11 protein-coding genes are annotated in these 18,512 nt (G+C 64.1%); 7 read left to right on the top strand and 4 right to left on the bottom strand.

Annotated elements, in window-relative coordinates:
• Positions 1-92: 92 nt before the first annotated feature.
• Positions 93-929: an invasion associated locus B family protein gene (locus ACOIX3_RS20185; protein WP_420971559.1), complete on the bottom strand. Its 837-nt coding sequence runs from the start codon at positions 927-929 to the stop codon at positions 93-95.
• Between the two features lie 384 nt (positions 930-1,313).
• Between ACOIX3_RS20185 and ACOIX3_RS20180 the strand changes: the two genes are divergently transcribed.
• The 3 genes from ACOIX3_RS20180 to ACOIX3_RS20170 all read left to right on the top strand — a co-directional run bounded on the left by ACOIX3_RS20180 (position 1,314) and on the right by ACOIX3_RS20170 (position 5,981).
• Entirely contained in the window at positions 1,314-3,050 is a 1,737-nt protein-coding gene (locus ACOIX3_RS20180) for an extracellular solute-binding protein (RefSeq protein ID WP_420971762.1), read from the top strand.
• 85 nt (positions 3,051-3,135) lie between these two features.
• Complete coding sequence (locus ACOIX3_RS20175; RefSeq protein WP_420971558.1) at positions 3,136-4,647, top strand: AMP-binding protein; 1,512 nt, start codon at positions 3,136-3,138, stop codon at positions 4,645-4,647.
• A 107-nt stretch (positions 4,648-4,754) separates the two neighbouring features.
• Positions 4,755-5,981: a GGDEF domain-containing protein gene (locus ACOIX3_RS20170; protein WP_420971557.1), complete on the top strand. Its 1,227-nt coding sequence runs from the start codon at positions 4,755-4,757 to the stop codon at positions 5,979-5,981.
• A 103-nt stretch (positions 5,982-6,084) separates the two neighbouring features.
• On the opposite strand, the gene ACOIX3_RS20165 is transcribed toward ACOIX3_RS20170, so the two are convergent.
• The 3 genes from ACOIX3_RS20165 to ACOIX3_RS20155 form a co-directional block, all read right to left on the bottom strand.
• Positions 6,085-11,991: an AIDA repeat-containing protein gene (locus ACOIX3_RS20165; RefSeq protein ID WP_420971556.1), complete on the bottom strand. Its 5,907-nt coding sequence runs from the start codon at positions 11,989-11,991 to the stop codon at positions 6,085-6,087.
• Between the two features lie 464 nt (positions 11,992-12,455).
• Positions 12,456-14,114 carry a caspase family protein gene (locus ACOIX3_RS20160; protein WP_420971555.1) on the bottom strand — a complete coding sequence of 553 codons (1,659 nt, stop codon included), beginning with the start codon at positions 14,112-14,114 and terminating at the stop codon, positions 12,456-12,458.
• Positions 14,115-14,373: 259 nt separating this feature from the next.
• Positions 14,374-15,945, bottom strand: a complete 1,572-nt coding sequence (locus ACOIX3_RS20155) for a winged helix-turn-helix domain-containing tetratricopeptide repeat protein (RefSeq protein WP_420971554.1) — start codon at positions 15,943-15,945, stop codon at positions 14,374-14,376.
• Positions 15,946-16,120: 175 nt separating this feature from the next.
• Here ACOIX3_RS20155 and ACOIX3_RS20150 point away from each other — a divergent pair, with 175 nt between their 5' ends.
• The 4 genes from ACOIX3_RS20150 (at position 16,121) to ACOIX3_RS20135 (ending at position 18,499) form a co-directional block, all read left to right on the top strand.
• Positions 16,121-16,807: a DUF6875 domain-containing protein gene (locus tag ACOIX3_RS20150; RefSeq protein WP_420971553.1), complete on the top strand. Its 687-nt coding sequence runs from the start codon at positions 16,121-16,123 to the stop codon at positions 16,805-16,807.
• A 61-nt stretch (positions 16,808-16,868) separates the two neighbouring features.
• On the top strand, positions 16,869-17,345 hold the full coding sequence (locus ACOIX3_RS20145) for a DUF6130 family protein (RefSeq protein WP_420971552.1): 477 nt from the start codon (positions 16,869-16,871) through the stop codon (positions 17,343-17,345).
• 37 nt (positions 17,346-17,382) lie between these two features.
• Positions 17,383-17,745 carry a carboxymuconolactone decarboxylase family protein gene (locus ACOIX3_RS20140; protein ID WP_420971551.1) on the top strand — a complete coding sequence of 121 codons (363 nt, stop codon included), beginning with the start codon at positions 17,383-17,385 and terminating at the stop codon, positions 17,743-17,745.
• Complete coding sequence (locus ACOIX3_RS20135) at positions 17,738-18,499, top strand: SDR family oxidoreductase (RefSeq protein ID WP_420971550.1); 762 nt, start codon at positions 17,738-17,740, stop codon at positions 18,497-18,499. Before ACOIX3_RS20140 ends, ACOIX3_RS20135 begins: the two co-directional genes overlap by 8 nt.
• The last annotated feature ends 13 nt before the right edge of the window (positions 18,500-18,512 follow it).

Raw genomic sequence — 18,512 nt, 5'->3', positions numbered from 1 at the left:
CCAGTCGGTTTCGCATGACAAAAAAGGCGCCCTTGCGGGCGCCTTTTGCTTTGCGACGATCTCGCGATTTCTTGAACGCGTGATCGACGTTGTTACTTGGCTGCCGGATTGGCCGGAGCCGGCGCCGCACCACCGCCCGCGCCTTCCAGCTTCTTGCGCTGCTCTTCAGCGCGCTTCTGCAACTCTTCCTGCAGCTTCTTCGAGTTTTCCTCGAACACCTTCGGATCGGTCGGCGGGCCGTCATAGGCCTTGGCGAATTCGGTGTTGAGCGGCAGCGGCAGCGTCAGCGGCGCGCCGTTCGAGTTGATCGCCTGGACCACGAGGTTCTGGCCCTTCTTCATGTTGGCGATCAGCTCGGGGGTTGCTTCATAGTCGGACATGCAACCGTTCTGGAAGCAGATCACATAGGGCGCCTGCTGCGGCGGGTTGCCGTCGACGATGATGCGGGTGCCGTGAACGAGCTGCATGCCGAGCGGCAGCGTGACGCGCAGGATCTTCTTCGGCTCGCCTTCCGGCTCGATGATCACGGCGGCAATCACCGGCTGGCCCGACTCGATGCGGCCGTCCTTGCCGGTGAAGCAAACCTGCTTGGCGTTGGCTTCCTGGCCCTTCAGGCAGAACTTGGTCCAGGGGGCGTAGATCAGCTGGATCTGCTGATCCTGGGGCGGCTGCTGGCCGGCCGCGGCAGGCGCCTGACCTGCGGCCGGTGCCTGTGCCTGGGGCGCCGGCTGGGCTGCCGGAGCCGGCGCCTTCGGAGCTGCCTTGGGTGCCGCCTTGGGCGCTGCCTTCGGTGCCGCGGGCGCCGGCGCTGCCGGCTGCTGGGCCCAAGCGGCAGGAACCAGGAGCGCTGCAGAGAATGCCGTCGCCGCCATCAGGGCAACAATTCGCCCATGCGGCCGGACCGGGGCGGCCAAGATACGGAAATTCATTGCGGAAAACCCTTTCTGAACGGCAGCGCCCGAAACCGCTGCAGGCGCCGACACATAGCCGTTTGGGCGGCTGTCTCCTAGTCAATTGAGGCGGATACGTGACAGGCGTTCCCGCCCTCGAATTGCACGCCTTCAATACAGCGGCGCGCGGAAAGATCAATGCCGACAAGCGCATTTGCGCACCTGTGACGGCGAGTTTCAGCGGCCTGTGATAAACCTCCCGATGTGACGTTTCGCGAATCAAATCCGGCGCCTCATGCACGTGTTCCCGGTCACGTTTGGCGCGCCGCATTGGCTGCCATCTGGCTCGTGCTGACATCGGCCCTGGGTTTGCTGACGACCGCGCTTGCCCCTGCGGCCGCCACCGAGAGCCACGCCATCGCGATGCATGACGCGCCCGCGCTGCCTGCCGACTTTAGCCATCTGCCCTACGCCAATCCTGACGCCCCCAAAGGCGGCCGTCTGGTCCTGAGCCCCCGGGAAGGCACTTTCGACAGCCTCAATCCCCTGATCGTCAGGGGTCTCGCCGTGCAGCAGCTCCGGGGCTACGCCTATGAACGCGGCTATGTCTACGAAAGCCTGTTGGTGCGGAACAATGACGAGCCCTTCACGCTGTACGGCCTGCTCGCCCGCAGCGTCGAGACCGACGATGCCAGAAGCTATGTGACATTCCGCCTCGATCCTCGCGCGCGCTTCTCCGACGGGCACGAGGTCACGGCCGACGACGTCGTGTTCTCGCTCGACCTGCTGCGCGATCACGGCCGTCCGCTGCATCACCAGTATTATTCGAAAGTCGCAAAGGCCGAGGTGCTCGACCCGCTCACGGTGCGGTTCGATTTCGGCGGCGTTGCGGACCGCGAATTGCCGCTGATCCTCGGCCTGATGCCGATCCTGCCGCGCCATGCCACCGACGTCTCCAAGTTTGAAGAGACGACTCTGGCGCCGCCGATCGGCTCCGGCCCGTACCGCGTGACGGCGGTCAAGCCCGGCAGCAGCGTGACCTTCACCCGCAATCCGGATTACTGGGGGCGCGACCTGCCGGTGAACCGCGGGCTCTGGAATTTCGACGAGATCAGGCTCGATTACTATCGCGACGCCAACGGCCAGTTCGAGGCGTTCAAGCGCGGCCTCTATGACTTCAGGACCGAGCCCGAGCCGCTGCGCTGGCATGACGGCTACGACTTCCCCGCCGCGAACAACGGCGACGTGATCCGCGACACCATCAAGATCGGTACGCCCGATCCGTCCGAATTCCTGGTGTTCAACACCAGGCGACCGAAGTTTGCCGACGTCAGGGTGCGCCAGGCGCTGCTGATGCTATTCGATTTCGATTGGATCAACCGCAATTACTATTTTGGACTCTATTCGCGCGCCGGCGGCTATTTCGCCGGCTCGGATTTGTCGGCCTATGGCCGCCCGGCCGATGACCGCGAGCGCGATCTGCTCAAGCCGTATCTGTCGCATATTGCGCCCGATATTCTCGATGGCCGCTATCGCCTCCCCGAGACCGACGGCTCAGGCCGCGACCGCACCATCCTTCGCGACGCGCTCAAGCTGCTGTCGGATGCCGGCTACGCGCTCGACGGCACGGTGTTGAAGCAGCGCTCGACCGGGACGCCGCTCCGGATCGAGATCCTGGTGACGACACGCGAGCATGAGCGGATCGCCCTCGCCTATCAGCGCGACCTGAAGCGGGCCGGCATCGACGCCGCGGTCCGGGTGGTCGACGCGGTGCAGTTCGAGCAGCGCCGGGTCGCCTATGACTTCGACATGATCCCCATTCGCTGGGACCAGTCGCTGTCGCCGGGCAACGAGCAGTGGTTCTACTGGGGCAGCCAGGCCGCCGACGTGCCGGGCACCCGCAACTACATGGGCGCCAAGGATCCGGCCATCGACGCCGCGATCGCCGCGCTGCTCGCGGCGCGGGAGCGGCCGGCCTTCGTCTCGGCGGTGCGGGCGCTGGACCGGGCCCTGATGTCAGGCTTCTACGCTATCCCCCTATTTAACTTGGGAGAGCAATGGATCGCGCGCTGGAATCGGATAGAACGACCTTCGGCCACGGCGTTGACGGGCTACCTGCCGGAGACCTGGTGGCAGAAGCCCGGCGCGCAATCCAATTGAGCTGCCAAGTTGAGCTACCAAGTGATTTGCGACCCGACGCGGCATGGACCGGTCTGATCGAAGCGATGCAACCGACGTTGAACCTGTGAACCAGTCGATCACCTCGCCCACGCTCGATACGCTGTTCAAGCGCAGCTTGGCGCGGCAACCCGAGGCGCTGGCGCTGGTCGACCCGATCAACAAGCAGCGCATCACCGGACAGACCCGCAAGCGCCTGACCTATGCTCAGGCCGACCGCGCGATCTCGGCGATCGCCGCCCACTTCGTCGAGAGCGGATTGCCGGCCAATACCGTGATCGCGGTTCAGCTTCCCTCGACGATCGAATTCGCCCTGACCGTGCTCGCCGCCTATCGGGTCGGCCTCGTGGTGGCGCCGTTGCCGCTATTGTGGCGGCAAGCCGAGCTGACGTCCGTGCTCAACCGCACCGCGGCGCGGGCGATCGTCACCTGCGGCAGGATCGACGGCGTCTCCTACGCCGACATCGCCATGAACGCCGCGGCGGAAGCCTTTTCGATCCGCCATGTCTGCGGGTTCGGCACCGATCTGCCCGAAGGCATGGCGTCGCTCGACGACGCGATCCTGCAGGACTCCCGGACCGCGCGCCCGATGATCCAGGACGGCCGCAAGCCGGCGCTGATCTCCTTCGACGTCACCGGCGAGGGTTTTCGTCCGGTGCCGCGCGCGCATTTCGGCCTGATTGCCGGCGGGCTCGCGATGTCGCTGGAGAGCGACCTGGCACAGGGCGCGACCATCATGTCGGCATTCGCGCCGATGTCGTTTGCCGGCATCTGTTCGTCGCTGGTGAGCTGGCTGCTGTCGGGCGGAACGCTCGTCATGCATCACCCGTTCGACGAGGAAGCGTTCGAAACCCAGTTCAACGATCACAGCTGCGACACGCTGATCGCGCCGGCGCAGCTCGCGCTGCGGCTCGACGTGTGCGGCCTGTCGGAGCGCCTGCCCACCCTGCGCAACGCGATCGGCCTCTGGCGGACGCCGGAGCAGGTTGCCTCCAGTGCGCACTGGACCTCGCGGCGGGTGAGCATGACCGACGTCTATCTGTTCGGCGAGGCCGGGCTGTTCGGCGCCCGCCGCAACGCCGAGGATGGATCGCCGGCCCCGATCAAGCCCGGCCCGCATAGCGCGCCGCGTGAGGCTCCCGGCGCATCGATCGCCGGCGAAATCCTGCTGACCCCGAAGGGCACGCTCGGCCTGCGCGGCCCCATGGTGCCGGTCGCCGCCTATGCGCCGCCGCCGCCCCCGGGCGACAGTCTGATTGCGCCGCCGCCGCGTGATTACGTCGACACCGAATATGCCGCGCGGGTCGACCGCGCGACCGGCGCCGTCAACATCACCGCCCCGCCGTCGGGGGTCATGACGGTCGGCGGCTACCGCTTCCTTGCCCAGGAGCTGCAAGAGTGGTCGCGCCGTCTCGGCCAGGGCGCATTGTTGACGGCGCTGCCCGACCGCCTGAGTGGTCACCGGCTGGCCGGACGGGCCCAGGACAATGCGCGGGCCCGCGACGCCCTCACAGAACTTGGGCTTAACCCGTTGATGGTCGAAGCATTTCGCGACCGCAGCGGCACCGGAACGCCTTAAAATCTTATCATTGCGTTAGTCTTAGCATTGTGTTGACGCCGCATTAAGCCATGCCCACTAGCATCGAAGCCGTTTGCTGATCTTAAGCATTGGTTTCGAGCGTTCGAATGTCTCAACAAGGTCCGGTCCTCATCGTATCGGCGTCGGCAAAGCCGCCGTTTGCCGCGGTCCTCGATGAGACGAAGCTGTTTCCGGTCGTGGTCACCGACTGGCACGAAGTCGGACGCGCCATCGAGCAGGTCAAGCCGGCCGCGATCATCGCGGCTGCCGAGGGCGTCGACTTCGTCACCCTGTCGGGCCTCGCCAAGCGCGCGGCCGCCCGCGCGCCCTATCTGCCGCTGATCGCGGTCGATCCCGCGACCACCCTGCCCGACACCGTGATCGCGTTCTTCCAGCACAAGGGCATGCCGGATCGCCTGGTCGCCCGGCTCAACGCGTCCTTACGCGTTCGCGCCCTGCATGCGACCGTGATGCGCCGCCTGGTGCCGCCGGCGCCGATCGCAATGTCCGATATCGATCCGGTCGGCGAGGCCACCGCGCTCCTGATCGGCCGCGGCGGCGCCTACCCGGCCCTGTCGGTCGCGCTCGGCGAACGCGCCGGCGTGGTCGGCGCGCTGAGCATCGAGGCGGCCGCAAAGCATCTCTCCAACCGTGACATCGACGGCATCGTGCTGGCCGAGGGCTTCACCCCACGGGTGATGGATGCGTTCCTGACGGTGCTGACCGAGGATGTTCGCTTCCGTCCGTTGCCCGTGATCGTCGCCTCCGGCGAGCTGACGCCGCGTTACGAGCTGCCCAATCTCGAGATCGTCACGGCCGGGCCGACACGCGTCGGCGACATGGTGTTGCCGATGATCCGGCAGCACGCCTTCGAGGCGCGGCTCGGCCGCATGCTCAAGGCGATCGACGCCAAGGGCCTGATCGATCCCCGCACCGGCCTGCTCACCAAGGCCGCGTTCGAGCGCGACTTCGCGACCGCCGTCTACCAGACCGCCGAGCGCGGCGGCGCGCTCTCGGTGGCGCGGTTCACCTTCGACAACACGCAGCCACGTGCGCAATTCGACGGCGCGCGGATCATCAGCCGGCTGATGCGCCAGGCCGATTTCGGCGCCGTGCACGACGACCGGTCGCTCGTCGTGGCGTTTGCCGGGACCGACCTGCGCAACGCCCAGGCAATCACGCGGCGATTGGCGAGCGTGATGCGCCACACCCAGAACGGCCGCCGCGACAGCAGGGCCGAGCCCGCCGTCAGCGTCGCAACGCTGATGCCGGGCGATTCTGCGATGTCGCTGCTCGGGCGCCTGTTCGGAGCGGCGGAGCGCGCGGCGTCGTAAACAAGCTCTATGCCGCTTGTCAGTAGCTGCGATCGCTGCGCGGGTTTCGCCGCCGGGCGAGGCCGCCTTGTCTCGGTGGCTCCGCATGCCTCATCCTCAAGCCTCACGCATGCTGTGGCTGCGCAAGCTGGCTGACCTGCGTCGCCGGCGGATCGACAACCAGGGTCCCGCCATGGCCATCGCTCGAGGTCGTGAAGGTCGAGGCCATGTAGTTGCCCAGCAACGCAATGCTCGCCGTGACGGTGCCGTCCGTCACCGTGAGCGTTCCGTGCGATGAGTCTCCGCTGAAGCTCGGCGTGTGAACGCTCGCGAAATTGATGTTCGCGAAGTCGATCGCGTCCGAGCCGGTCATCCCGGCGACGGTTCCGCTAAAGCTCGCGGAACTGTCGAGCTTCAGCGTCCCGGTTGAGCCCTGGAATGCGACGGTGGCGCCCGACGCCCCGGTCAGTTCCAGGGTGGCGCCCGCTGCGATGGTGGCACTGGTGGAGTTCTCGCCCGTCACGTTGAAGGGCAGCCAGGTTCCCCACGCGATGCCGTCATACGCACGGATCCAGAGTTGGTCCGTGCCCGAGCCTGCCTGATAGGTCGTCAGGGAAAGTTGCGCCGCCGTGATGTCGATCTCTGTATTCGCGGCCTGCACAGCTCCGTTGACGCTCCAATGCCCGTTGGTGTTGGAATCCCACAGCGCATATTTCGTGATGGCATCGCCATCGGCGTCCGTCGCGGCGACGAGGTTCGCAGCAGCAAAGGTCTGCCCCGAGACCGTCACGACGTTGGAGACCGCGACCGTCGGCGCCTGGTTAGTTGCAGTGGCCGTGAAGCTCTGCCAGGCGCTCCACATGCTGCCGTCATTGGCTTTCACCCAGAGCGTATCCGGTGTCGAGCCGCCGGGGCCGAACACGTAGCTGACCTGCGAGAGATTCGCCGCGGCAACATCGATCTCGGCGTTGGTCGCCTGGGCGACACCATTCACCACAAAGTGGCCATTGCCGCCGGTGTCCCAGAACGCGTACTGGGTGATCGGATCGTTCTCGGCATCCGTGGTCGAGAACAAGGTCGAGACCGCCACCGAATGATCGTGAATTCCACTGACGTTCGATGCGGCCACGACCGGAGCCGTGTCGGGCCCCGGTGTTGCCGTGAAGCTCTGCCAGGCGCTCCACATGCTGCCGTCATTGGCCTTCACCCAGAGCGTATCGGGCGTCGAGTTGCCGGGCCCGAACACGTAGCTGACCTGCGAAAGGTTCGCCGCGGCAACATCGATCTCGACGTTGGCGGCCTGGGCGACGCCATTCACCACCCAGTGGCCGTTGCCGCCGGTGTCCCAGAACGCATACTGGGTGATCGGATCGTTCTCGGCGTCGGTGACCGAGAACAGGCTCGAGGCGAGCGTCGACGCCTCGCCATGAACCGCGGTCACGTTCGGTGCCGTCACGACCGGAGCCGTGTCGGGCCCCGGCGTTGCCGTGAAGCTCTTCCAGGCGCTCCACATGCTGCCGTCATTGGCCTTCACCCAGAGCGTATCGGGCGTCGAGTTGCCGGGGCCGAACACGTAGCTGACCTGCGTGAGGTTCGTCGCGGCAACGTCGATCTCGACATTGGCGCCCTGGGCGACGCCATTCACCACCCAGTGGCCGTTGCCGCCGGTGTCCCAGAACGCATACTGGGTGATCGGATCGTTCTCGGCGTCGGTGACCGAGAACAGGCTCGAGGCGAGCGTCGACGCCTCGCCATGAACCGCGGTCACGTTCGGTGCCGTCACGACCGGAGCCGTGTCGGGCCCCGGTGATGCCGTGAACGCGGCCCAGCTGCTCCACGGCGATCCGGCGTCCTTCGCCCGCACGTAAAGCGTATCGGGCGCCGAGCCGCCGGGACCGAACACGTAGCTGACCTGCGAGAGGTTCGCCGCGGCAACGTCGATCTCGACATTGGCGGCCTGGGCGACGCCATTCACCATCCAGTGCCCGCTGCCGCCGGTGTCCCAGAACGCGTACTGGGTGATCGCATCGTTCTCAGGGTCCGACACCGAGAACAGACTCGAGGCGAGAGCCGAGAACTGCCCGTGATTGGCGGTCACGTTCTGCGCCGTCACCACCGGAGGATCATCTATCCCCGGCGATGCCGTGAACGCAGTCCAGGTGCTCCACTTCTGTCCGTCGTTGGCCCGCACGTAGAGCGTATCCGGTGTCGAGCCGCCGGGGCCGAACACGTAGCTGACCTGCGACAGGTTCGCTGCGGAAACATCGATCTCGACATTGGCGGCCTGGGCGACACCGTTCACCACCCAGTGGCCGCTGCCGCCGGTGTCCCAGAAAGCATACTGGGTCATCGTATCATTCTCGGCATCGGAGACCGAGAACAGGCTCGAGGCGAGAGCCGACGTCTCGCCGTGATTGGCGGTCACGTTCTGCGCCGTCACCACCGGCGCCGCATCCGGCCCCGGCGTTGCCGTGAACGCCGTCCAGGACCCCCACAGGTAGCCGTCGTTGGCCCTGACGTACAGCGTATCCGGCGTCGAGCCGGTTGGTCCGAACACGTAGCTGACCTGCGACAGGTTCGCCGCCGACACGTCGATCTCGGTGTTGGCTAACTGGGCGACGCCATTGACCACCCAGTGGCCGTTGCCGCCGGTGTCCCAGAACGCGTACTGGGTGATCGTGTCGTGGTCGGCGTCCGTCGTCGAGAACAGGCTCGTGGCGAGCGCCGATGCCTCTCCATGGGTTGCCGTCACGTTCGGCGCCGTCACCACCGGCGCCGCATCCGGCCCCGGTGTTGCGGTGAACGCCGTCCAGGCGCCCCACAGCATTCCGTCGTTCGCTCTTACGTAAAGCGTGTCGGGCGTCGACCCTGTCGGCCCGAACACATAGCTCACTTGCGACAGGTTCGCCGCCGACACGTCGATCTCGGTGTTGGGCAGCTCGGTAACACCATTCACCACCCAGTGGCCGTTGCCGCCGGTGTCCCAGAACGCGAACTGGGTCATCGTTTGCCCGTCCGGATCGGTCACCGTGAAGAGACTTGATGCGGCAACCGACGTTTCGCCGTGCACAGCTGCGACATTGGCGGCATGCACGGTCGGTGGAGTGTCCACAAAAGCGGTTGCGGTGAATTGGGTCCAGCCGCCCCAGACCGTACCGTCATTGGCCCGAACGAACAGCGTATCGGCGGTGCCGCTTGGACCGAACACGTAGCTCACCTGCGACAGGTTCGCCGCCGTAACATCGATCTCGGCGTTGGTGGGCTGGGTGGCGCCGTTGATCGTCCAGTGTCCGTTACCTTGCGTATCCCAGAACGCATATTGGGTGATGGTATCGCCATCCGCGTCCGAGACGGAGAACAGGCTGGAGGCCAGCACCGAACTCTCGCCGAGGATTGCCGTTACGTTGGCAGCTGACGTGACCGGTGCGATATCGGCGCGCGTCGTGACCAGCGTGCCGCTGCCGGAATCGGTGCTGACGCTGAACCGCACGCCAGGCGTCGCATCAAGCTGCACATCGAACGAGGAAGCCCCCTCCGTGACATGCAGGACATTGCCCGGAAGCAAGGTCGCCGACCCGCCGGACACGAAACCGAGGCCTGCGAGATCGATGCTGTCGCCCAGCACCAGCCCGCTGACGGTGGTGCCAGCCAAAGACGTGCCGTCGATCTTGAGCTGCCCGCCGGATCCGCTGAAGGTGATGCCGCCGCTCGCGACGCTTCCCGCCTGCAACTCGACCACGCCGCCGGAGATCGACACCGGCCCCGTGGAGCCGCCGGAGGAAACGACTTCCTTGCCGCCGGCAAACACCGCCACGTTGCTGGTCACGGCGCCGGCCACATTGAACGCGCCGCCGCTGGAGACGGCGACATGGTTGGCGGTCGCCCCGGACAGAACGTTCAACACGCCGCCACTGATGACGGTCGTGTGGTCGATCGCGCCTCCCGACGACACGTTGACCGTGCCGCCCGAAATGCCGGTTCCGGAGCCGGTCACGCCGGTAACCACACCTCCGGAGAACACGTTCTCGATGCCGCCGGCAAAGACCGCGACGTTGCTCAGGACCGTGCCGCCGACGTTGAAGATGCCGCCGCTCGAGACGGAGATATGGTCCGCCGTCGCGCCGGACGAGACATTCAGGTCACCGCCACTGAAGACGGTCGCATATTCGAACGAAGCTCCGGAGAGAACGTCGACCACGCCCGAAATTGCGGTCCCCGAACCAGTGACGCCGGTGACGGAGCCACCCGCAGAGACGATTTCGTGGCCGCCGCTTTGAATGGTGACATTGCTGGTGATCTTGCCCCGCACGTTGAGCGTGCCGGACACGTTGATCATGCTGGCCGAGCCTCCGGCCAGAACGTTGAGCGTCGCACCGGCTGCGACGAACGTGCCCGTACCGGCCGTGCCGCTGATGGTGCCCTGGATGACGCCGCCGGACGCGACGTTCTCGATGCCACCGCTCAACACCAAGACCGTGTTGGATGTGGTCCCCGTGACATTCAGAGTGCCGCCCACCGAGACCGTCGTCCCGGTGGCAAATCCGCCAGCCAGCACGTCGAGCGTTCCCCCGGAGACGAGCGTTCCGCTGGCGCTGCCGCCGCTGCTGACAAACATCGTCGCGCCGCTCGCAACAACCGCATTGGCATCGCTGCCCGCGACCGCTTCGGTGCCGCCGGAAGAAACAGTCGTGCCGGTGTCGCTGCCGCCGTTGCTGACGGTCAGAAGCCCGCCGCTGCTGACGGTGGTGCTGACAGCAGTCCCGCCGGAGGCAACGAACATCGAACCGCCATTGAGCACGGTGTCACCGGTGTCGGTCTGGCCGCTCGAAACGGTGTAGGACGATCCGCTGCTCACGGTCACCGGGGAGCTTTGGCTCATCACCGTGCCGCCGTTGTTGGTCAAGCCCGTGACAGTGGCGCCGGCAATCACAATCAAGGTGCCCCCGCTATTGACCGTGATGCCGCTTGCGGTGCCGCCGGACGAAACGACTTCGGTGCCACCGGAGCTGATCACTGTGCTGCTGGCGATGCCGCCCGCCATAACGGTCTCGGTGCCGCCGGCGCTGATCACCGTGGTCCTGGCGATGCCGCCGGATGAAACGATCTCGGCACCGCCGGAACTGATCACCGTGCTGCTGGCAATGGGGCTGTACGGGCCGCCGCCCCACACGATCTGTTCACCGCCCGCGATCAGCGTGGTGGAGATCGCCGTTGCGCTTCCGCTGTATTGGCCACTGCCGACGTATTGGATGCTGCCGCTGCCGGTGACCGTCGTGTTGACGGCTGTGCCTGTTGCAATATAATTATATGGCGCAACAAGCTGGATTCCACCGCTGGTGATGGTGGTATTGCTTGCGACACCATGACCGGCGCTTCCGAAGGCGGCATAGCCGATCCACTGCGTTCCGCCCGCGATTGTCGTGTTGGTTGCAACGCCGCCCCCAAGAAATCCGACGATCTGTTCGGAACTGCTTTGGATCGTGGTGTTGGACGCGAGTGCGCTGCCTACGAAGTTGTTGTTGTATGTATCGGAGACGTACTCGTATCCTCCGTTCTCGATCAAGGTGCTGATCGTGGTGCCGCCCCACATTTGTTCGCTGCCGCCACTGAGGGTGGTGTTGATGGTTGAGCCGTTGAATAGTCTAATCCCGCCGCTGCCGACCGTGGTGTTGCTTGCGGTCGAGCCACTGTAAACGGCCATTATGCCGCTGTTGATGGTCGTTCCAATCGCCGTTCCAGTTCCGGTTGCGTTTGACGGAGTGGTGCCGAGAACCACACCTCCACCACCGTTGACCACGGCGTTGACGAGTGTGCCAAGAACATAAATCTGCCCGGCACTATTGGAAGAACCACTGGAAGTCGTGTCGCCGATATCCGTAGCGCCGGAGGAAACAACGACGCTCCCGGCATTTACGGTGTCGCTGATATAGCCGCCGTTCAGCACGTAGAGCGTGCCGCCGTACTGGACTGTGTTGCCGCTTTGCGTATCGGAGACAGAAACGGTGCTGCCGCTGGCAACATTCACACCCATAGACCCCTCCCCAAAAAACTGATCTCAAAATCCAAAAATATGTCCGGCAATTCGCCTCTGCGGCCGAGTCTGGCCGATGGGCCGCCGACAGCCGAGGAGGCAAACGCCATCCAGCCCTCACCAACTCACTTGGCGCGGGGTCTTGATCGCTGGGTTTTGGAAAGCAGTTGAAATGCTGGCGGGACGCGAACCAGATTCAATTTGCTACGTCATCCAAAATTATAAATCGCAATCTGAACTAAAAACACGATCCAGCTTACAAGTCGCCCAAGGGCCGTCAAGGTCCAAGTCGCGAAAGTTCAATGTTTCTCGCCCGTTGTTCACATTCTGGAACTGGCGTGCCGCGCCTCACATGTCGACTCGCTCTCGGTGAGCTGGGCCTGTCCCTCCAGGTCAGAGCAAATGTTTCTGGAATGAAATGATTCATCCGCACCGTCATGCATCGCGATCTGGGTTCACGCCCCTCAACACCAAGTCCAGGCGCAGCCGACGAATCGATAGCGGTAGATTCGCACGTAATGGACGCCGGACGAGCGTCGCGGCCGGACCGTCGTCGCGTCCAGCTCTCGCGGCACCTTGGGGTCCTGGCTCTCCGGGTCGACCTGAACCGCCCGGCGCCGCAGTTCGGCCGCCTTGGCCGGATCACGCGCGCCGAGCAATCCGCGTTCCTGCATGACGGCAAGGTATTTGAGTGAAAAGCCGTCGTTGAGATCGGCTGCCTGCTGAAAATATTGCGCGGCCGTCTCGTAGTCGCGCGGCGTACCCTTGCCGTAGAAATACATCAGGCCGGTCTGGGCGAGCGCGAACGGATTGCCCGCCTCGATCGCCTTCTGATAGAGCTCGAGCGCCCTTGCCTCGTCTTTCTTGACGAAATAGCCATTGGAATACATCGCGCCGAGATTGCTGATCGCGTCCGGCTGCCCCGCGGCGGCCGCCTTACTGAAGAGCTCGAAGGCCCGCGGCATGTCTTCGACGACCCCGCGCCCGGTCGCAAAATACATCCCGAGCTTGCCTTGCGCCGGCGCGTAGCCGGCATCGGCGGCCTTGGTCAGATAGCGTTGCGCCGCCAGATAGTTTTTCGTTCCGCCGTAGGCAAGGCCGAGCAAAAACTCGAGACGTGGCTGATCGGGATTGGCACGCACCGCGGCTTCGCAGATCGGGATCGCGGCGGCGTAATCATGCGTGTTCGCGATTTTCAATTGTTCAGGGCTGGCGAATGGCGGCGCCGGCGCGGCGGCGCGCTCGCATTCGCCGTCCGGACTGCCGGCGGCAGCTGGCGTCTGCGCCGCGACAGCGGCCACCGGTGCCGCGACTTGGGATGGAGCAGCCGGTTGCAGCGGCATCGAGGGCGGCGAGGCAGTGACGACCGGGGGCGGCGCGGCCGCCAGATAGACGTCGCCGACCAGAGAGGAACTGTCCCAAGGTGTCTGCTGCTGACTGGTCGCCGCGAGCACATCTCCGCGAACCCTGGAAAGCATCTGACGCACTTCGATCCCGGGTGTCGCGATATGTTTCAGCAGCGCGGCGGTGAATGGCGAATTCCGCCCGGAGCCGTCGAGAGCAACATTGTTCGGTTGCGTTGAATAGACGATCAGCGAACCCTGCCCGGTCGCGTCGATGCGGCCGAGCCCGCGAGTAGGCGCAGCACGGGCGCTGCGCGCGAGCTTTTCGAGAAAGGGATTGTTGCGGCAGGCGTCGAGAATGATGATGTTGGCGCGCCCCGCCCCCTCCATCTCCTGTTGGATGTCGGTCAGGTTCATCGTGTTGAAACGCACATCGGCAGGCGTTTCGATTTTCGCGTCGACCGGGACCAGATAGTTTTCACCGTTCATCTGCAGGCCGTGACCTGCGTAGAAAAACAACGCGACGTCGGCACCGCTCAGGCGCTTGGAAAAATCGCGCACCGCGTTGGCCATGGCGTCGCGGGTCCCATCGCGCTGTTCGATCACGTCAAAGCCGATGCTGCGCAAAGCCGTAGCAACATCGGCTGCGTCATTGGCGGGATTACCGAGGACGGGAACGGCTTGATAGTGGCTGTTGCCGAGCACCAGCGCGAGACGCGTGCCGGCCAGGGCTTCCAACGGCAGAACGGTCAATGCAAACCAAAGCCCGACGAGAAGCAACCGGCCATGTAATTTATGCATCGTGCTTGCTTGCGACTTGCAGTACCGGCTGAAGCCGATTTGAGACGCAAATCATACCGGCAAAGCCGATGCCAGTCAAAAACCCCTGATCCAATACGATCATTCGCGCCGCTCGGTCGCGCCGAGAGATGAACATAGCTCGCCGCATGAAGGCGCCGGCTGGCACACGTCGTTCGCTGACGTTTGGCAAGTGTGATGCGCCACACACAGAAGGCCGCCGCGACGTCCGGGACGCTGGCTATTCGCGAAGCCCCAGCCGCTTGAGGTTTTCTGCCATGCGATCGACAGCTGCTTGAGGAAAGCGCATGGCTTCCTTGAACTTGGTGATCGTGAGGTCCGGAAATATCTCGATCATCTGCGCGAAGGCGCGGCGCGCATCTTCGTGTCGTCCTGCGCCACCCAGAGACGACGCGAGGTGCCGATAAATCCACGTCGCATTCGGTCGCTCCTCTAATGCGCGCTGGAATAAACCCGCGGCTTGGTCGTAGTTCTGCATGATCTCATTTGCCGACCCCATTCCGACGTAGTTATTGAAATTTGTCGGATCGAGCGGGCTGAGGCGCAGTGCACGTTCGAAATTGGCGATCGCATTCTGTGGATGACCGACATAGTTTTCCAGCCAACCGAACCGACTCCATGCCCATGCCGCATTCGGATCGAGCGCCAACGCCCGCTCAAGCAGCGCACGAGCGGTTCCATGATTGCGCACCAAGGAATGTACGGCCCCCAGAATTGCCAGAACCATAGGGTCGTCCCTGCTCAGCTCCGCAGCCCGCCCCGCGAAGGACAGCGCCTTGTCCTGGCTTTCGGTGATGTTCTCTACCCAATTGTAAACGAGGCGCTGCGCGTGACACCAGCCAGCAAGCGATAGTGCCACGGCATAGTCTGGATCTGCGGCAATCGCCATTTCGAGCAGGCCGACGGCCTTGAAATTTTCGTCCCTTTCAAGCGCCCAGACATGAGGCATCGCCCTCATCGTGTAATCGTAGCTACCGAGATCCTGCGGACGCTTCCGCCGGGAACGCTCGATCTCGGCAACACGAAGCGATGGCTGCAGCGCCGCCGTCACCTGCTCCGAGATCCGGTCCTGAAGGTCGAATAGGTCGTTGACGGCGCCGCCAAAGCGAGAGCTCCAAACAAGAGCGCATTTCTCCGCTTCTATCAGGTGCACCGTAATTCGCAGCTGCTTGCGGACCTTCTGCACGCTGCCCTGAAGCAAATATGCAACACCCAGCTCCTTGCCAATATCGCAGACGTTTGCGTTGCGTCCCCTGAAAGCGTAGGCGGACATGCGCGCGATGACGAAGAATGACCGCACGCACGAAAGTGCAGAGGTAATCGCTTCCACGATCCCATCGGCAAGGTAATCGGTCCCCTTCTCGGCGGACAGGTTCTCGAATGGCATAACGACGATCGATGGCTTGTTCGGAAGTTCCGGGTAAGTCCGCTCGCCGGAAGGCACCTGGGGCGCGCCGCCCTCCTCTAGGCCCGCACCGTTTGATCGAACATCCACGCTGCCAACAAACCGGATGCCTTTGCGCGGCAGGGTCTTGATCAAGGTCTGGCTCGCACCGTTGTCACCGATCGCCTTTCGGGCGGCGTTTATCTGGCTGGTAAAGGTCGAATCCGAAATGCTGCGACCCGCCCACACCGAATCGATCAGTTCTTGCTTGCTGACGACGCGATCGCGACTTTGCAGCAGGTAGACCAACAGGTCGAACACCTGTGGCTCGACCGCGACAAGCTGGGAGCCGCAGCGGAGTTCGCGTCGCGCGGTATCCAGAACGTATTCGCCGAAGCAAAACATCATCTGGGCCTCCGGACCAACCCATTTGCATTCGTGAGCGAATAATCAGGCTCATCCCGGGCAAAAAGCAAGGTCTCGTCAAAGACTTCGATGCCGGGTTGTCGCACCTTTCGCGGGCTCTCGAACACGATCGCTGCGGCGCCCGGTCCGGGAAACCCTCGCCAAAGGAGACCTTGCCGTGCCCCCGATCAAGACGCTAGTTGCCGCACCGACCACGAAGCTCTTCCGCGTCGAGGATCTTGAGGAGGTCGGCAAGACGAGAGAACTCGCGGAAGGCGAACGCCAAGCGCTTCGCGCGGTCGGAGACTGGATCAAGATCTTCATGGCGCGGCCCCACAAGGATCTCGGTCGCGCCGGGCCGGTCTGCCCCTTTGTGCCAGCGGCTTTGGAACAGAAGACGCTTTGGCTCGCTCCCGAGAGAAGCGCCGGCCGGAGCGCAGCGGATATCATCCAGCTCGTAGACGACTACAAGCGCCTGCTCCTCGCCGCTCAACCCGTCGATGGCGACGGAGCGAACGACAAATCGATCGTCGTTGTTTTCACCGATCTGACGGCGGCTCGGGCCAAGGACTTCTTTGCCGGCGTTCTGAATCAAATCGGCATTCCGTCCTATGCGGACGACGGGCTGGCAATGGGTCCCTTCTACGAGGGCAACCCCGATACCGCGATCCACAACCCGCACTTTCGACCGTTCATATCGCCTGTACCGTTCCTGTTGATCAGACCCGCGGTCATCACCGACTGGAAGTTCTTCCTGAACAACGAAGACTGGCTGCCCGTTTGGGCACGTCGCCACGGAGAGCCCGCAGTCCAGGCTCTAGCTGAAGAATTGCGCCGCTTGCCGTGGCGCGCGGGGCGCGACTAGTTCGACCGCTTTGCAAAATCAATAAAGCCACGTTCCTGCACTCGTCAAAGGAGACAATGCCATGACTTCTATCAAGACGCTTGTCGCGGCTGCGGTTGCGGCCGGCACCGTGCTCGCCACCGGCGCTTTCGCCCAGAGCGCGAGGGATATCCGCGGCGCTTCACCATACGTCGCGGTCGAAAACGAGCCCGCGCCAAAATTGATCGTCGATCCACCACTTCCCGAGGGGCTGGCCCAAGGCGTCTTCTGGGCGCAGTACCGGGTGGAGAACCTGCGCATTGCACAAGTGTTCGGAGCCGGCGCCCGCCAGGTATCCCCGCGCGTCGGCCATTTGCACATCAACGTCGACGACCTGCCCTGGTGGTGGGCGGATGCGAGTGACAACAACACCGTCGACATAGCCGGGCTATCCGCCGGTCAGCACAAGGTGAAGATCTCGCTGGTCGATACCGACCACAACGTCTTCCCCGGACAGGAGGTGACCCTGACGTTCACCGTCCCCGGTCACGACAAGATGAGTCACAGCCACGGACGCTAGCCGCGGATCGTTCACGATAAATCGGAGACAAGGCCAGATGCTCGATTGGAAGCAGGAGATCAGCGATGTCAATGCGCGCCTCAAGGAGCTCGGGTCGCGCACTCCCGACACGTTGAAGGGGGCGGCGCTGCTCGGCGTCGCCGGTGCGAGGACCAATCATCTTGACGCCAGGACGCGCGAACTGATCGCGCTGGCGGTAGCCGTGACGACACGCTGTGACGGCTGCATCGCCGCGCATGCCGCCCAGGCCGTGAAACTCGGCATCGGCGACGAGGAAATCGCGGAAGCGCTGGGCGTCGCCATCAATCTCAATGCCGGTGCGGCCCTGGTCTACAGCAGCCATGCGCTCGACGCGGTGGATCGTCTCAAGCAAGCGAAAGAAGGAGAACTCCATGCTTAACGGAAAGACCGCGCTCGTCACCGGTGGTACTTCGGGCATCGGCCTGGCCACCGCGAAGCTGCTGCGCAGCAATGGTGCCAGGGTTGCCGTGACCGGCCGTGAGCCGGACGGCCTGGAGCGAGCACGCCAGATCATCGGCGGCGACGTCCTGACGCTGCAGACCGACGTGCTATCCCGCGACGCCCTTCGCAAGATGGCTTCGGATGTGCGGCAGGCCTTCGGTGCGCTCGATATCCTCTTCGCGAACGCCGGTGTGGCTTATGTCACGCCTTTGGCGACGACCGACGAGGCGCAGTACGACGGCCTCATGGATACCAACGTGAAGTCGGTGTTCTTTTCGGTCCAGGCGATCGAGCCGGTGATGCGCGAGGGTGGCTCGATCATTCTGAATACGGCCTGGCTCAATCAGGTCGGCGTGCCGGGGCGCGCCATCCTTTCGGCGTCGAAGGCGGCGGTGCGCTCGTTCGCCCGCACTTTGTCCGCGGAATTGCTTGGCCGCCGCATTCGCGTCAACGCGGTCAGTCCAGGCCTGATCGAGACGCCGATCCTTCGCGGCGTTGGCCAATCGGAACATCCGGGGCAGACGGAGACGCAATTTCGCGACTATCTCGCGGGCGCCAGCAAACTGATTCCGATCGGACGCCTCGGACAACCTGACGAAATCGCTGCTGCGGTACTGTTCCTCGCCAGCGACGCGTCCAGCTACATGCTTGGATCGGAAATGGTTGTCGATGGCGGGTTCGCCGAGCTTTGAGCGTGAGGCATTC

This window comes from Bradyrhizobium sp. B120 (assembly GCF_049075665.1).
In the GTDB taxonomy this organism is placed as follows: Bacteria; Pseudomonadota; Alphaproteobacteria; order Rhizobiales; family Xanthobacteraceae; genus Bradyrhizobium.
Note: the sequence above shows the minus strand (reverse complement) of the source record. Positions and strands in the feature narration are given on the sequence as shown.

Excerpts from the sequence above, each read along its gene's own strand:
- ACOIX3_RS20185 (WP_420971559.1), bottom strand. The coding sequence starts at position 929 with ATGAATTTCCGTATCTTGGCCGCCCCGGTCCGGCCGCATGGGCGAATT.
- ACOIX3_RS20180 (WP_420971762.1), top strand. The coding sequence starts at position 1,314 with ATGCATGACGCGCCCGCGCTGCCTGCCGACTTTAGCCATCTGCCCTAC.
- ACOIX3_RS20170 (WP_420971557.1), top strand. The coding sequence starts at position 4,755 with ATGTCTCAACAAGGTCCGGTCCTCATCGTATCGGCGTCGGCAAAGCCG.
- ACOIX3_RS20165 (WP_420971556.1), bottom strand. The coding sequence starts at position 11,991 with ATGGGTGTGAATGTTGCCAGCGGCAGCACCGTTTCTGTCTCCGATACG.
- ACOIX3_RS20155 (WP_420971554.1), bottom strand. The coding sequence starts at position 15,945 with ATGATGTTTTGCTTCGGCGAATACGTTCTGGATACCGCGCGACGCGAA.
- ACOIX3_RS20145 (WP_420971552.1), top strand. The coding sequence starts at position 16,869 with ATGACTTCTATCAAGACGCTTGTCGCGGCTGCGGTTGCGGCCGGCACC.
- ACOIX3_RS20140 (WP_420971551.1), top strand. The coding sequence starts at position 17,383 with ATGCTCGATTGGAAGCAGGAGATCAGCGATGTCAATGCGCGCCTCAAG.
- ACOIX3_RS20135 (WP_420971550.1), top strand. The coding sequence starts at position 17,738 with ATGCTTAACGGAAAGACCGCGCTCGTCACCGGTGGTACTTCGGGCATC.